Origin of the sequence: Kitasatospora sp. NPDC088783, from assembly GCF_044750705.1 — a bacterium.
GTDB classification, from domain to species: domain Bacteria; phylum Actinomycetota; class Actinomycetes; order Streptomycetales; family Streptomycetaceae; genus Kitasatospora; species Kitasatospora fiedleri.
In genome coordinates this window covers 328,124-342,750 of record NZ_JBIVKJ010000008.1, presented here as the reverse complement: position 1 = coordinate 342,750, position 14,627 = coordinate 328,124, and the positions used below count along the sequence as shown (strand labels likewise).

Below are 14,627 nucleotides of genomic sequence, written 5' to 3'. Positions count from 1 at the left end.
AAGGGCGTCCCGGCCACCGGCGTCACCGCCGTGGTGATGAACGTGACCGCGGTCGACCCGAGCGAGGACGGGCACGTCACCGTCTACCCGGACGGGAAGCCGCTGCCCAACGTGTCGAACCTCAACTTCACCCGCGGGCAGATCGTGCCCAACCTGGTGACCGTGCCGGTGGTCAACGGCAAGGTCGACCTGCGCAACAACTCCGGCTCGGTGGACCTGATCGCCGACGTCACCGGCTACTACGCGGCCGACGGCGCGGGCTTCGCCCCGACCGCCCCGCAGCGGCTGCTCGACACCCGCTACGGGACCGGCGCCCGGGCCGGGCAGGTCGGCCCGGACGGGATCGTCAGCTTCCAGGTCGGCGGCGTCGGCGGGGTGCCGTACGGGGCCACCGCGGTGGTGCTGAACGTCACGGTCACCGCTCCGACCGACGCCAGCCACCTGATCGCCTACCCGCACGGGACGGACCGCCCCGGGGTGTCGAACCTCAACTACACCCCCGGGCTGACCGTCTCCAACCTGGTCGTGGTGCCGGTCGTGGACGGCCGGGTCACGCTGTACAACCACTCGGGGAACGTCCAGGTCATCGCCGACCTGAACGGGTACTTCACCGCGTAGCACCCGCCGCGCGAGCGGCACGGGCGGGCCGTCGGCGCAGTCGCGCCGGCGGCCCGCGTGCTGCGTCCCACACCCGTCCGGTGCCCGGTCGCCGCCCCGCTTGCGCTTAACCTGGTCTGCGTGGCGGATGCAACGGGCGGTCGGAGGACGAGGCGCGGCCCGCTGCCGTCCAAGGCGGCCCGGGCCGCCCGGGCGGCGCGGCGCAAGCTGGACCGGCCGGTGCTGCCGGCCCCGCACCCGGCGCTGCACGTGCCCGACACGAAGGTCGCGCTGTCGACCGCGTCGGTGTACCCGTCGACCACCGAGACGGCCTTCGAGCTGGCCGCCCGGCTGGGGTACGACGGCGTCGAGGTGATGGTCTGGAACGACCCGGTGAGCCAGGACGTGGAGGCGCTGCGGCGGCTCTCCGACCGGCACGGGGTGCCGATCCTCGCGGTGCACGCGCCGTGCCTGCTGATCACCCAGCGGGTGTGGAGCACCGACCCGTGGACCAAGCTGGTGCGGGCCCGGAAGGCGGCCGAGCGGCTGGGCGCGGACACCGTGGTGGTGCACCCGCCGTTCCGCTGGCAGCGGCAGTACGCCAAGGACTTCGTGGCCGGGATCGGCCGGATGGCGGGGGAGACCGACGTCCGGTTCGCGGTGGAGAACATGTACCCGTGGCGCTACCGGGACCGCGAGGTGCTGGCGTACGCGCCGGGCTGGGACGTCACGGACGAGGAGTACCGGCACTTCACCGTCGACCTCTCGCACGCCGCGACCTCCCGCACGGACGCCCTCGAACTGGTCGGCCGGATGGGCGACCGGCTGGCCCACGTGCACCTGGCGGACGGCTCGGGCTCCGGCAAGGACGAGCACCTGATCCCCGGACGCGGCAAGCAGCCCTGCGCGGAGCTGCTGGAGCGCCTGGCCCGCACCGGCTTCGACGGGCACGTGGTGCTGGAGGTCAACACCCGCAAGGCGGGCGGCCCCGCCGAGCGGGAGGCCGACCTGGCCGAGGCGCTGGCCTTCACCCGGCTGCACCTGGCGACGGCGCGGCCGGCCGACTGACACGTCCTCCGTCGGCGAACCCCCGCCACCGCGCGGGGTGTTCGCGCCTAGAGTCGGACCCGTGACGGAACAGGGGAACCCGCCGGTGTACGACACCGCGGCGCACGCCAACTCCTTCGGCCCGGTGGCCGCCCAGTACCAGGCCGCCCGGCCGTCCTACCCGGACGCGCTCTTCGACGAGCTGGAGCGGCTGGCCGGCCGCCCGCTGGCCGGGGCCGAGGTGTTGGACGTCGGCGCGGGCACCGGCATCGCCACCCGGCTGCTGGCCGGACGCGGCGCCCGGGTGGTCGCGGTCGAGCCGAGCGAGGGGATGGCCGCGGTGCTGCGCGAGCTGAGTCCGGGCGTCCCGGTGGTGAAGGCGGTGGGTGACGAACTCCCGTTCCACGACGCCTCGGTGGACCTGGTGACGTACGCCCAGGCGTTCCACTGGACCGACCCGGCGCGCTCGATCCCGGAGGCGCTGCGGGTGCTGCGCCCGGGCGGGTCGCTGGCGGTGTGGTGGAACGTCAAGGACTTCGAGGTGCCCTGGCTGGCGGCCCAGCAGGAGCGGCTGGCGGCGGCCCTGCCCACGTACGACCACCACAGCGGGGTGAACGCCAGGCCGGAGAAGTTGACGGGATCGGGCCTGGAGGTGCGCTCCGCGCGGCTGCGCTGGGAGCGGACCGTCCCGGTGGAGCAGGTGATCGACGACCTGACCTCCCGCTCGTACTTCGCGGTGCTGGAGCCGGAGCGGCGGGCCCCGGTGCTGGCCGCCGAGCGGGCGGCGCTGCTCGCCGAGTTCCCGGACGGGCAGGTCACCGAGCCGTACCGGCTGGACGCCTTCGTGCTGCCGAAGCCGTAGCGTCCGGGGCCGCGGGGGCCGCCCGCGCTGACCGCATCGCGGACACCGGGTCCGGGAACGGCCGGTGCGGGCGTAGGCTCGACAGCCCCCGAGAGTCTCCTGAAGGAGCGGCAACGATGCCCCAGCTGAGGTCCAACACGGTCACCCAGGGTCGCAACATGGCGGGCGCGCGCGCCCTTCTGCGCGCCGCGGGCGTAGCCCGCGAGGACTTCGGCAAGCCGATCATCGCGGTCGCCAACTCCTTCACCGAGTTCGTCCCGGGCCACACCCACCTCCAGCCGGTCGGCCGGATCGTCTCCGAGGCGATCAAGCAGGCGGGCGGCATCCCGCGCGAGTTCAACACCATCGCGGTGGACGACGGCATCGCGATGGGCCACGACGGCATGCTGTACTCGCTGCCCTCGCGCGACCTGATCGCCGACTCGGTGGAGTACATGGTCAACGCGCACTGCGCCGACGCGCTGATCTGCATCTCCAACTGCGACAAGATCACCCCCGGCATGCTGATGGCCGCGCTGCGCCTGAACATCCCCACCGTCTTCGTCTCCGGCGGCCCGATGGAGGCCGGCAAGGCCACCCTGGTCGACGGCACGGTGCGCAAGCTGGACCTGGTGGACGCGATCTCCCAGGCGGTGAACGAGAACGTCTCCGACGCGGACATCTCGATCATCGAGGAGAACGCCTGTCCGACCTGCGGCTCCTGCTCGGGCATGTTCACCGCCAACTCGATGAACTGCCTCACCGAGGCGATCGGCCTCTCGCTGCCCGGCAACGGCTCGCTGCTGGCCACCCACACCGGCCGCCGCGCCCTGTACGAGCAGGCCGGCCGCACGGTCGTGGAGATCACCAACCGCTACTACGGCGGCGACGACGAGTCCGTCCTGCCGCGCAACATCGCCACCCGCGCCGCGTTCGAGAACGCCATGGCGCTAGACATCGCGATGGGCGGCTCCACCAACACCATCCTGCACCTGCTGGCCGCCGCCCAGGAGGCCGAGGTCGACTTCGACATGCGGGTCATCGACAGCATCTCCCGCAAGGTGCCCTGCCTGTCCAAGGTCGCCCCCAACGGCTCCTACTACATGGAGGACGTGCACCGCGCGGGCGGCATCCCCGCCATCCTGGGCGAGCTGTACCGCGGCGGCCTGCTGCACGAGGACGTCCACACCGTGCACTCCGACTCGCTCGCCGAGTGGATGAAGACCTGGGACGTGCGCGGCGGCTCGGCCTCCGCCGAGGCGGTCGACCTCTGGTACGCCGCCCCCGGCTGCGTCCGCTCCGCCGAGGCGTTCAGCCAGTCCGAGCGCTGGGACACCCTGGACACCGACGACGCGGGCGGCTGCATCCGCAGCGTCGAGCACGCCTACTCGGTCGAGGGCGGCCTCGCCGTCCTGTACGGCAACATCGCCGAGGACGGCTGCGTGGTGAAGACCGCCGGCGTGGACGAGTCGATCTGGCGCTTCCGGGGCAAGGCCGTGGTCTGCGAGTCCCAGGACGAGGCGGTCGAGAAGATCCTGACCAAGCAGGTCACCGAGGGCGACGTGGTGGTCATCCGCTACGAGGGCCCCAAGGGCGGTCCCGGCATGCAGGAGATGCTCTACCCCACCTCCTTCCTCAAGGGCCGCGGCCTGGGCAAGGCCTGCGCGCTGATCACCGACGGCCGGTTCTCCGGCGGCACCTCCGGCCTGTCCATCGGCCACGTCTCCCCGGAGGCGGCCTCCGGCGGCGCCATCGCGCTGGTCGAGGACGGCGACTCGATCACCATCGACATCCCGGCCCGCACCATCAACCTCGACGTCTCCTTCGAGGAGCTGCACGAGCGCCGCCTCAAGCTGGAGTCCGAGGGCGGCTACCGCCCCAGGAACCGCGACCGGAAGGTCTCCGCCGCGCTCAGGGCGTACGCCGCGATGGCCACCTCCGCCGACAAGGGCGCCGTCCGGGACGTCTCCAAGCTCGGCTGAGGCGCGTTGCCCCGGGGGCGGACCCCGCTCGTGGTGATAATCGGACCGTGAGTACGACGCGTACGACGGCCACGACCACCACCGCGGACGGGGCACCCGCCCCCCAGCCGATCCGCTGGTTCGGCACCACCTGGGTCCGGCGCGGCCCCGACTACTGGCTGCGCCGCGTCGCGGTCTCGCTCGGCGCCCTCGCCGCCACCGCCGCCGGGGCACTCGCGCTGCGGCTGGGCGTCTCCGGCGTCCGGCTCTCCGAAGCCGCCCCGCTCTCGCTGCCGCTGACGCTCGCCATCGGCCTCTGCTCGGCGCTGGCCGGCCTGCGGAACTGGAGGATCCTCACCGAGGGCCGGGACTCGCTCACCGGCTGGATGGCGGAGGAGAAGTCGCTGGCCGGGGTCTGGCTGGTCGGCTCCGTCGGCGCGCTGGCCGCCTACTTCGCCCGCAGCCTGGTCGAGGCCCCCGGCGAGGGCCTCAGGCGGGCCGTCCACGACCGGGAGACCGCCACCTGGCACCGCCGCGGCGCCGCCCGGGCCGGGCGCGACGCGCGCAAGGCGGCCCGGCGGCGCTCCTGAGCGGCCGTCAGGTGCGGCTGACCGTCCCGCACTCCCGGTCCTCCCGCAGCGGCGCGGTCCGGTTGTACGGGTCGACGGTCGGGCCGCCCTGCGACGGGTCGGCCGACGGCGCCCGCAGGAAGGCGAAATCGGGCTCCAGGTAGCCGGCCCCCCACGCGCACCGGTTGTTGCCGAACTCGCTGTTCCCCTTGTCCAGCACCAGCTTCCCGGGCGTCACCCGGTAGTGCTCCGGGTCGTAGAACCGGAAGTCCTGCACCCGGCGGACGATCTCCCGGTCCACCGACCGGCTGTGGTCCGCCCCCGCCCAGGAGGCCGGCCGCGCGTCGGCGCCGCCCCCGCCGGCCTTCCCGGCGTCCGGGCCGGGGCGCAGCGCGTACACGTAGGTGACGTCGGTGTGCACCAGCATGCCCTTGTCGCCGTCGCCCTCGAAGCTGATCCGGCCCTGCACCTTCACCTGGTCGGTGACCGGCACCGCCCGGGCCGGGTCGAACCGGCTCAGCCAGCCGGTCGGGTCGTGCTCGGCGTCCGGGTGCGCCAGCGCCTGGGACAGCCGGTCGGCGTCCTCGCCGTTCAGCAGTTCCAGGGCGCGCTGCGGGCTGCCGCCCGCCAGCACCTGCGGGTCCAGGTTGGTGGCCACCAGGTACGCCTTCACCGCGTCCAGGTGCGCGGCCACCTGCTTCGCGCCGAACACGCCCGTCGCGGGCGTGCTGTCGGGCATCCCGATGCCGTCCGCGCCGTTCGGCCACGCCTCGGCGGGCGAACCCGCCCAGGGGCGCTCCGGGGTCGGCACGTCCGGGTCCACGGTGGGCGGGGCGCTGCTGGGCGGGGCGGTCTCCGCGCCCACGGTGGGCAGCGCGGAGGACTCCGGGGCGTCCGAGCGGCCCGTGCCGGTCAGCCGCAGGCCGACCAGCACGACCGCCACCGCCAGCGCGAACAGCAGCACGCCGCGCACCGGGCGGGCGCGCTTCGGCCCGGCCGCGCGGCCGGCCCGCCGGGCCTTCCCGGCGGGCCGCACCTCGGTGGTGGGCCGCCACGGCTCGTTCGCCGGCGGCGGTTCCCGCCTCCACCGCTCGGTCAGCATCCGGGCCCGCCCGGAGGCTTCCTTGTTCGTCGCGGCGCGGACGAACTCCTCGTCCAGCACCAGCCCCTCGAAGGGGTCGTCGGAGCTGCCGGGACCACCGTCGCCCGGCCTCGGCTCATCTATCGTCGGCACGGCCGGAAGTATGCCGACCACCGCCGACACGCACGACGACGGGGTCGGACGTGACGCGGCGTCAACTCCGGCGGGCCGACTTCACCGCGCCCACCACGCCCGCCACCGCCAGCAGCACGCCGGCCGGCAGCAGCGAGGTGAACAGCGCCCCGAACAGGCCGTGGCTGCCCAGCAGCCACAGCGCCAGGGTGTTGAGCACCAGCAGCGCCCCGGTGGCGGGCAGCGCCGACTGCCACGGGTGGGCGTCCGCCCAGCGGCGCAGCCGCCGGTCGCCGCCGCCGCGCAGCCGCCCGCCCACGGTGCCGACCAGGAAGAAGAAGAACAACCCGAGGCTCACCGGCCCGGCCAGGATGCCCCATGACCAGTCCAGGGTGACCACGTCCACCGCGAGCGCGGCCCCGCCGACCACCGTGCCCACCGCCGCCGCCGTCCGCCACGGGCCGAGCGTCGCGGCGGCGACGGCGACCTGGCGGTTCTCACGTCCTGACAACTCTCCGTGTCCCATGCCTCCACGGTGCTCCCCGCCGGGCCCGGAAGCCATAGCCGGTACCCCTGAGATTCCCCCTACGGGCCCGGGCCCGCCGCGGCCGTGACGGGGTGTCGGAGCGGCCCGCCACAATGGGGCCATGACGTCGACCGCGCACGACTACGCCTGGATCGCCGACTCCGACTGGTTCCCCGACTGCCTGGGCGCCGGCTACTCGCTCACCCTGGTCCGCGGCCGTCCCCCGCGGGAGGCGCTCGACCTGCTGGGCGCCGTCCCGCAGGGCTTCGCCGACGGCGTGGACGACCTGTTCGACTGCGCGGAGGAGCTGCGCGCCTGGGTCCGGGGCGGCCGGGACGCCTCGTTCACCGTCGGCGCCCTCCCCGTCCCCGGCGACGGCGGCGACTGGACGCTGCTGCTGGCCCTGGACCGGAGCGCCGGCCTGGACGCCGCCCAGCTGGCCGCGCTGTCCCGCGGCGGCGACGCCGTGCAGCACGACAGCGCCGCGGACGGCTCCGTCGACCGCTTCCGGCACTACCGGGACGGCGAACGGCGGGTCTCCTTCGCGCACCCGGACGCGGCGGACGGCCCCGACGCGGCGGCGACCCGGGCGCTGCTGGCCGAGGTCGACCGCCGGGGCGGCGACCTGCGGCCGGCGGTCTTCGCGCTCGCCGAGCGGCTCACCGGCGTCCGGATCACCGAGGAGCTGGTCCGGGACGGCGCGTTCGCCCTCGGCGTCGTCCCGGACGCGGACTGACCGGGGCGGGCCCGGCCGGCGGACTGACCGGGGCGGCCCGGCCCGCGCCCGCAGGGTGGACACCTCCGCCGGGCCGGGCCGCTCCGGGGGCAAGATGGCGGCCAGGAACCGGAACCGCAGCGTACGGAGAGGCCCATGAGCGACACCACGACCGGCGGCCAGAAGATCGCCTTCCTCGGCACGGGCAAGATCGGCGAGGCCCTGCTCTCCGGACTGCTGCGGGCCGGCACCTCGCCCGCCGACGTGCTGGTCACCGCCCGCCGCCCCGAGCGCGCCACCGAACTCGCCGACCGCTACGGCGTCGCCACCGTCGGCAACGCGGAGGCCGCCAAGCTCGCCGACACCCTGATCCTCGCGGTCAAGCCGCAGGACATGGGCACCCTGCTGGAGGAGCTGGCCGAGCACGTCGCCGCCGACAAGCTGGTCGTCTCGGCCGCCGCGGGCATCCCCACCGCCTGGTTCGAGGAGCGCCTCGCCCCCGGCACCCCCGTGGTCCGGGTGATGCCCAACACCCCGGTGCTGGTGGACGAGGGCATGAGCGTGATCTCCGGCGGCTCGCACGCCACCGAGGCGCACCTGGTCCGCACCGAGGCGATCTTCCGCTCGGTCGGCAAGGCGCTGCGCGTCCCGGAGAACCAGCAGGACGCGGCCACCGCGCTGTCCGGCTCCGGCCCCGCCTACTTCTACTTCCTGGTCGAGGCGATGATCGACGCCGGCATCCTGCTCGGCCTGCCCCGGCAGGTCGCGCACGAGCTGATCGTGCAGTCCGCGATCGGCGCCTCGGTGATGCTCCGCGACTCCGGCGAGCACCCGGTCAAGCTCCGCGAGGCCGTCACCTCCCCGGCCGGCACCACCATCGCCGCCATCCGCGAACTGGAGAACCACGGCGTCCGGGCCGCCCTGCTCGGCGCCCTGGAGGCCGCCCGGGACCGCTCCCGGGAGCTGGCCGGCGGCGGCAAGTAGGCTCGGGCCCCGTGAGCTACGACCTGCTGATCCTGGACAACGACGGCGTGCTGGTGGACAGCGAGCCGATCTCCAACCGGGTGCTCGCCGAGTACCTGACCGAACTCGGCCACCCCACCACCGTGGAGGACTCCTACCGGGACTTCATGGGCACCGCCGCGCACACCGTGCACGACGTGGTCGCCGAACGGTACGGGGCCCGGCTCCCGGAGGGCTTCGACGACCTGTTCCACGCCCGGGTGTTCGCCGCCTTCGAGCAGGAGCTGCGGCCGGTGGCCGGGGCCGGGAAGCTGCTCACCCACCTCCGGGAGCGCGGCGTCCGCTACTGCGTCGCCTCCTCCGCCCACCACTCCTGGATCCGCACCGCGCACCGCCTCACCGGCCTGTCCGGGTACTTCACGGACGAGCTGCTGTTCTCCGCCCAGGACGTCGGCGTCGGCAAGCCCGCCCCCGACCTGTTCCTGCACGCCGCCCGCACCATGGGCGCCGACCCGGCCCGCTGCCTGGTCCTGGAGGACAGCCGCAACGGCGTGCTGGCCGCCCGCGCGGCCGGCATGGACGTGTACGGGTACGCCGCGCTCACCGACCCGGCCAAGCTCACCTCGGCGGGCGCCACCGGGCTGCTCACCGGGCTGGACGAGGCGATCGGCCTGCTGGGGAGCTGACCGGCCGCCGCCGCGCCCCTCCCGCCCCTCCCGCCGCGCCGCGCCCCGCCGGCCGGCGCCGCCGAACTGGTCCCGCCGCACCCCTCCCGCCGGCGCCGCCGACCGCCTACGCTCTGCCCAACAGTTGCGTACCGGCCGGTAGCGTCGGTGGTGAGCGAGGTCCCGATGCAGGTCACGGCCACGGCCGCCCCCACTCCCCGGCTCCGGCGGGCCCGGGCCGCGCTGGCCGTCTCCTTCTTCCTCCAGGGCACCACCTTCGCCCTGCTGGTCACCTGCATCACCGACTTGCAGAAACGTTACGGCCTCAGCGACGGCCTGCTGCCGGTCTTCCTGGCCGCCGTCCCGATCCTGGCCGGGGTCGGCTCGATCACCTCCGAGACACTCGTCAAGCGCACCACCGCCCGCGGCGTCCTGCGGGTCGTCCAACCCGCGCTCTGCCTCACCCTCGCGCTCACCGGCCTCGGCTCCCGGCTCTGGCAACTCGCCGTCGCGCTCGGCCTGTTCGGCCTGCTGGTCGGCGCCCTCGACGCCTCCATGAACATGCTCGGCGTCGGCCTCCAGCACCGCTACGGCCGCAGCATCATGATCGGCTTCCACGCCGCGTTCAGCCTCGGCGGCATCCTCGGCGCCGCCCTCGCCGCCCTCGGCGCGCACCGGGACACCGGCCTGCCCCTGCTGTTCGGCGGCGCCGCCGCCGTCCTGGTCCCCGCCGCGCTGATCGCCGGCCACTGGTTCGCCGGCCCCGCCGAACTCGGCGACGCCGTCCGCGAGGCCGCCGCCCTCGCCGCCCGCCGCATCCCCTGGAAGCCGCTGCTCCCGCTGTGCGCCGTGATGGCCTTCGCCTACATCGCCGACGCCTCCGTCTCCAACTACAGCGTCAAGTACCTCACCGACGGCCTGCACAGCCCCGACGACCTCGCCAAGTTCTCCTACCTCGGCTACATGGTCGCCATGCTGCTCGGCCGCGCCGTCGGCGACCGCGCCGTCCAGCGCTTCACCGTCCTCCCCGTGGTCCGCACCGGCACCGCCGTGGCCGGCGCGGGCTTCCTGATCGCCGTCCTCGCCCCCGGCACCTGGACCGGCGTCCTCGGCTTCACCGTCCTCGGCTTCGGCATCTGCGCGATCATCCCCCAGGTCTTCGCCGCCGGCGGCCGCCTCTTCCCGCACGCCAGCGACGCCGCCGTCGCCCGCCTCAACCTCTTCAACTACGTCGGCTTCCTGATCGGCTCCCCCCTAGTCGGCGCCCTCGCCGAACTCTCCGACTACCGCTGGGCCTTCTGCGCCCCCATGCTCCTCGTCCTCGCCATCCTCCCGCTCGCCCCCCACTTCGCCCCCGCCCCGGCCGAACAGCCCGCCCCGGCCCGGACGCCCGCCTGAGACTCGGCCCTCCCCGGCTGAACGCGCCGGACTTCGACCGACTCCTCGGCGGTGCCCGGCACACCGCGGTGCACCTGGAGCTGCGCGACACCTGCGACCTGGCGCTGCCCGGCGAGGACTTCCGGCTGGTCGACAGCGGCCGGGTGCGCTTCCACCACTTCACCGGCGACGGCGACCGGGCCGACCCGCGCTTCTCCCGCACCGAGGACCCGGCCGTGGTGAAGCTGTGCACCACCGCGTTCGACGCGGTGTGGGAGCGCGCCGTCCCGCACGGGCAGCACACCGTCTGACCCGCCGCGCCGAGCCCCACCGTGCCCGCCTCCCCGTCGTCCAGCGCCCGGGCCCGACGGGAGCAGGGCGAATCGGACCAGCCCGAGTCGGCCGCACGGCGGGAAGCCCCTCCTCGGGGAGGGGTGTCCTCGGCGGCGGGCGGCGCGGTCAGGCCGGGCCGAACCCGCCGGTCGCGGTGGCGGTGACGAAGGCTGCCCAGGCGGTGGGGGCGAACTCCAGGTGCGGGCCGTGCGGGTCCTTGGAGTCGCGGACGTGGCCGAAGTTGGCGTCGTCCACCTCGACGCACCCGCCGCCGTCGGAGTTGCTGTGGCTGCTCTTGCGCCAGCGGCGCTCGGCGGGCGGCTCGGGGTCGTCACGGGCCATCGTGGGCCAGTCCTTCCAACTCGGCACTGATCCGCCGCTCGGACCCGGCCTCGGACAGCGCCTGGGTCTTCAGCAGATCGTAGAGCGCCCTGCGTTCCGCGACATCGCGTTCCCCTTCGAAGACCGTCCCGGCCCGTGTGGTCTCCTCGTAGGCGATCTGCCGGCCGTCCTCCAGCCCGAGGAGCCACAGCGACGCGGTCTCGGAGTGGGCGCCGGCGGAGAAGGGGAGCACCTGCACCACGACGTTCGGGAGCCGGGCCGCCGCGAGGACGGCGCGCAACTGCTCGGCCATCTCGGCCCGGCTGCCGATCCGGCGGCGGAGCGCGGTCTCGTCGAGGATGAACCGGTACCGGCACTCCGAGCTGTTGTGCAGGCGGATCTGCCGTCCGAGCCGCGCGCGCACGCGCTGCTCGACCTCCTCCTCCGGGCCGTAGGGCAGGCCGGAGCGCAGGATGTGCCGGGCGCACGCCTCGGTCTGGAGCAGGCCGTGGATGCCGGGGTTGTAGGACTCGTCCACCTCGGCCCGGTCGGCGAGAGGCCAGGATCTCCCGGTACTTCGCGGGATGGTCCTCCTGCCGGGCCGCCGGCAGCAGCCGCACGAAGTGGCCGTCCGTCGCGAACACCCGGTCCAACTCCTCGGACAGGCCCTCGGGCACGCGGTGGTCCCCGGTCTCCACCCGGAACAGGGCGGTGGTGGAGGAGTGCGTCTCGGCGGCCAGGCGGGCCAGCGACCAGCCGTGTTCCTCCCGGAGCCGCAGGACCTCGGACCCGTAGAACTGGCGGGCACCCGGGGCCGGGCGCCGCTTCTGGAAGGCCATGACCGTTCTCCCCACCTCTCCGTGGTGCACGCGTGCCGTGCGGCAGGACGCGGAGTTCCGCCGCGGTCCGGCTCCCGGTCGGCGCGGGCCCCTCCCGCCCAGGCTAGTACCGTTCCGCGACGCCCGGGGCGCAGAGCGTGACAACCGCGGAGCGGGGAGAGGCCGGTGACCGCCGTGGCCGCCTCCCCGCCCTCCCGCGGGGGCGGCACCGCCCGCGAAACCGTCCGGAGCGGACCGGGTGCCGGGGGCGGTCCCGATACGGTGGGGGTCATGGCGGAAACCACCTGCGGCCTGCACCTGTTCTGGGACGAGGCAGAGACCGGATACGACTTCGGGCCCGGGCACCCGATGGACCCGACGCGCCTGGCGCTGACGATGCGGCTGGTCGAGTCGCTGGGGCTGGCGGAGCGGCCGTCCGTGACGGTGCGTTCGGCACCGGCCGCGGGGGACTCGACGCTGCGCCTGGTGCACACCGCCGAGTACGTGGCGGCGGTGAAGCGGGCCGCCGCCGACCCGTCCGCCGTCGACGCCGCGCACGGGCTGGGGACGGACGACAACTGGGCGTTCCCGGGGCTGCACACCGCGTCCGCGCTGATCGCCGGCCAGTCGGTGGCCGCCGCCGAGGCGGTCTGGCGCGGGGAGACCCCGCACGCCGTCAACTTCGCGGGCGGGCTGCACCACGCGATGCCCGGGCGGGCGTCCGGGTTCTGCGTCTACAACGACCCGGCGCTGGCCATCGCCCGGCTGCTCGAACTCGGCGCCGAGCGGATCGCCTACGTCGACGTGGACGTCCACCACGGCGACGGCGTGCAGCAGGCGTTCTGGAACGACCCCCGGGTGCTGACCGTCTCGCTGCACGAGAGCCCGGCCACGCTGTTCCCGCAGACCGGCTGGGCCACCGAGACCGGCGGCCCGGACGCCGAGGGCACCGCCGCCAACCTCCCGCTGCCCGCCGGGACGGGCGACGCCGGCTGGCTGCGCGCCTTCCACGCGCTGGTGCCGGAACTGCTGGCCGCGTTCCGCCCGCAGGTGATCGTCAGCCAGCACGGCGCCGACACCCACGTCGAGGACCCGCTGGCCCACCTCGCCGTCACCGTCGACGCCCAGCGGCTGATCGCCGAGGCCGTCCACCGCCTCGCCCACGAGCACGCCGACGGCCGCTGGATCGCCACCGGCGGCGGCGGGTACGCGGTGGTCGACGTGGTGCCCCGCGCCTGGACGCACCTGGTGGCCACCGCCGCCGGCCACCCCGTCGACCCGGCCGCCGAGACGCCCGAGGCGTGGCGCGCCGAGGTGTACCGGCTCACCCGCCGCCCCGCCCCGCTGCGGATGACCGACGGCGCCACCCCGCGCTGGTCCGACTTCCAGGACGGCGGCTACGACCCGGCCGACCGGCTCGACCAGGCGATCCTGGCCACCCGCCGGGCCGTCCTGCCGCAGCACGGGCTGATCCCGTGACCGCCCGCGCGGAGCTGCGCGCCTACCTGGTCAAGCACCGCCTGGCCGGCCCCGAGGTCCCCACCCCCCGGCAGAACAACCTGCGCCACTACCGGCTGTTCGCCCAGGGCGACCCCAAGGCGCTGATGGGGCTGGAGCCGGAGCCCCGCCGCGACGAGGCCGCCGTGCTGCGGCTGATGGCCGAACGCGTCGGGGTGAGCCCCGACCCGCGCCACACCCAGGGCCCGGACTCCATCGACCCCGACCGCACCCTCGACGCCCTGGACCGCCTCGCCGCCCTGCTGCGCCGCACCGCCGACCGGCGCGGCAGCGTGCTGGCCGGCACCGGCCACCCCACCAAACTGGCCGGCTTCCACCGCGCGCTGGCCGAGGCGCTCGAAGCGGCCGGCTGCACCGTGCACACCCCCGCGCGCGGGGCGCGCTTCCGCGAGCCCACCCCCGAGGGCGAGCGCCCCCGCCGCCTCGACGTGCTCGACGGCGTCCTGGTGGTGCGCGCCCTGGACGGCCCCGACGGGCCCGGCCGCCCGGGCCCCGGCGACCTCGCGCACACCCACTCCCCGCTGCCCGTCCGGCTCGCCCTGACCGCCCTCGCCGACGCCGGACACCCCCCGCCCGACCTGGTGCTGGGCGACCACGGCTGGCTCTGCGGCGCGGGCCGCCTCGGCATCCCGGCCGGCGGCATCGCGGACTGCAACGACGTCGCCCCGTTCGCCGCCGAGGCGGACGGCCTGGTGGAGGTGGTCGTCCCGCTGGAGGACGGCTCCGCGCCGAGCTGCTACGTTCCGCTGAGCGACTACGTACTGCAACGGGCGGATCTCGCACCGTACAACAGGTGACGGCCCCCCTCTTCCCACCCGTACCATGCATAACTACTCTGGGGATACACGTGTGCCGGTGGAGTCACCGGAGGGGAAGCCGGTGCCTTGCACACGGGTAAGGGTCGGTGATGGGTCATGAGTTCCGGCGAGCGTCCCCTGCAGGATGTCGTCTTCCTGACCGTGGCCGAGGTCGCCTCGGTGATGCGGGTGTCGAAGATGACGGTCTACCGTCTGGTGCACAGCGGCGAGCTTCCGGCCATCCGGGTCGGCCGCTCCTTCCGGGTGCCCGAGCAGAAGGTGCACGAGTACCTCCAGGAGTCCTACGTGCGGCTCGAAAGCGCGTAGCTCACCACCACCACGGGCACCGATTACGGCAAACGCGAG

At 74.7% G+C, this 14,627-nt stretch carries 16 protein-coding genes and 2 pseudogenes; 13 read left to right on the top strand and 5 right to left on the bottom strand.

Going from position 1 to position 14,627, the window contains the following annotated elements; all coding sequences use genetic code 11:
* From ACIP60_RS23855 to ACIP60_RS23835, 5 genes and pseudogenes are all read left to right on the top strand, one after another.
* Positions 1-618, top strand: a pseudogene (locus ACIP60_RS23855) (hypothetical protein); the annotation flags it as partial.
* A 219-nt stretch (positions 619-837) separates the two neighbouring features.
* A complete protein-coding gene (locus tag ACIP60_RS23850) occupies positions 838-1,665 on the top strand; it encodes a sugar phosphate isomerase/epimerase family protein (protein ID WP_400687607.1) in 828 nt (275 codons plus the stop codon).
* 61 nt (positions 1,666-1,726) lie between these two features.
* The gene (locus ACIP60_RS23845) at positions 1,727-2,506 is read left to right on the top strand and encodes a class I SAM-dependent methyltransferase (protein ID WP_400687484.1); all 780 of its coding nucleotides are present in this window, start codon (positions 1,727-1,729) and stop codon (positions 2,504-2,506) included.
* Positions 2,507-2,622: 116 nt separating this feature from the next.
* Positions 2,623-4,467, top strand: a complete 1,845-nt coding sequence (gene ilvD, locus ACIP60_RS23840) for a dihydroxy-acid dehydratase (RefSeq protein WP_400687482.1) — start codon at positions 2,623-2,625, stop codon at positions 4,465-4,467.
* Between the two features lie 47 nt (positions 4,468-4,514).
* The gene (locus ACIP60_RS23835) at positions 4,515-5,036 is read left to right on the top strand and encodes a hypothetical protein (RefSeq protein WP_400687480.1); all 522 of its coding nucleotides are present in this window, start codon (positions 4,515-4,517) and stop codon (positions 5,034-5,036) included.
* Between the two features lie 7 nt (positions 5,037-5,043).
* On the opposite strand, the gene ACIP60_RS23830 is transcribed toward ACIP60_RS23835, so the two are convergent.
* Together ACIP60_RS23830 and ACIP60_RS23825 are read right to left on the bottom strand one after the other, a co-directional pair.
* Positions 5,044-6,249: a hypothetical protein gene (locus tag ACIP60_RS23830; RefSeq protein WP_400687478.1), complete on the bottom strand. Its 1,206-nt coding sequence runs from the start codon at positions 6,247-6,249 to the stop codon at positions 5,044-5,046.
* Between the two features lie 61 nt (positions 6,250-6,310).
* Positions 6,311-6,739 carry a hypothetical protein gene (locus ACIP60_RS23825; RefSeq protein WP_400687476.1) on the bottom strand — a complete coding sequence of 143 codons (429 nt, stop codon included), beginning with the start codon at positions 6,737-6,739 and terminating at the stop codon, positions 6,311-6,313.
* A gap of 136 nt (positions 6,740-6,875) precedes the next feature.
* Here ACIP60_RS23825 and ACIP60_RS23820 point away from each other — a divergent pair, with 136 nt between their 5' ends.
* From ACIP60_RS23820 to ACIP60_RS23800, 5 genes are all read left to right on the top strand, one after another.
* Positions 6,876-7,490: a DUF6461 domain-containing protein gene (locus ACIP60_RS23820; protein WP_400687474.1), complete on the top strand. Its 615-nt coding sequence runs from the start codon at positions 6,876-6,878 to the stop codon at positions 7,488-7,490.
* 135 nt (positions 7,491-7,625) lie between these two features.
* The gene (proC, locus tag ACIP60_RS23815) at positions 7,626-8,453 is read left to right on the top strand and encodes a pyrroline-5-carboxylate reductase (protein ID WP_400687472.1); all 828 of its coding nucleotides are present in this window, start codon (positions 7,626-7,628) and stop codon (positions 8,451-8,453) included.
* Positions 8,454-8,464: 11 nt separating this feature from the next.
* Positions 8,465-9,118 carry an HAD family hydrolase gene (locus tag ACIP60_RS23810; RefSeq protein WP_400687470.1) on the top strand — a complete coding sequence of 218 codons (654 nt, stop codon included), beginning with the start codon at positions 8,465-8,467 and terminating at the stop codon, positions 9,116-9,118.
* A gap of 165 nt (positions 9,119-9,283) precedes the next feature.
* A complete protein-coding gene (locus ACIP60_RS23805) occupies positions 9,284-10,495 on the top strand; it encodes an MFS transporter (RefSeq protein WP_400687605.1) in 1,212 nt (403 codons plus the stop codon).
* Between the two features lie 68 nt (positions 10,496-10,563).
* A complete protein-coding gene (locus tag ACIP60_RS23800; protein WP_400687468.1) occupies positions 10,564-10,785 on the top strand; it encodes a DUF6879 family protein in 222 nt (73 codons plus the stop codon).
* 148 nt (positions 10,786-10,933) lie between these two features.
* Here the strand turns inward: ACIP60_RS23800 and ACIP60_RS23795 are convergent, their stop codons facing one another.
* The 3 genes and pseudogenes from ACIP60_RS23795 to ACIP60_RS23785 all read right to left on the bottom strand — a co-directional run.
* Positions 10,934-11,149 (bottom strand): DUF397 domain-containing protein, encoded by a 216-nt coding sequence (locus ACIP60_RS23795; RefSeq protein WP_400687466.1) that lies wholly within the window; start codon positions 11,147-11,149, stop codon positions 10,934-10,936.
* Entirely contained in the window at positions 11,139-11,666 is a 528-nt protein-coding gene (locus tag ACIP60_RS23790; protein WP_400687464.1) for a DUF5753 domain-containing protein, read from the bottom strand. The genes ACIP60_RS23795 and ACIP60_RS23790 overlap by 11 nt, the downstream gene beginning before the upstream one ends.
* A 97-nt stretch (positions 11,667-11,763) precedes the next feature.
* Positions 11,764-11,967, bottom strand: a pseudogene (locus ACIP60_RS23785) (multiprotein-bridging factor 1 family protein); the annotation flags it as partial.
* A gap of 270 nt (positions 11,968-12,237) precedes the next feature.
* Between ACIP60_RS23785 and ACIP60_RS23780 the strand changes: the two are divergent.
* From ACIP60_RS23780 to ACIP60_RS23770, 3 genes are all read left to right on the top strand, one after another.
* Positions 12,238-13,425, top strand: a complete 1,188-nt coding sequence (locus ACIP60_RS23780; RefSeq protein ID WP_400687462.1) for an acetoin utilization protein AcuC — start codon at positions 12,238-12,240, stop codon at positions 13,423-13,425.
* Positions 13,422-14,261, top strand: a complete 840-nt coding sequence (locus tag ACIP60_RS23775) for a phosphatase (protein ID WP_400687460.1) — start codon at positions 13,422-13,424, stop codon at positions 14,259-14,261. Before ACIP60_RS23780 ends, ACIP60_RS23775 begins: the two co-directional genes overlap by 4 nt.
* 117 nt (positions 14,262-14,378) lie before the next feature.
* Positions 14,379-14,588 (top strand): helix-turn-helix domain-containing protein, encoded by a 210-nt coding sequence (locus ACIP60_RS23770; RefSeq protein WP_014136488.1) that lies wholly within the window; start codon positions 14,379-14,381, stop codon positions 14,586-14,588.
* Positions 14,589-14,627 lie beyond the last annotated feature (39 nt).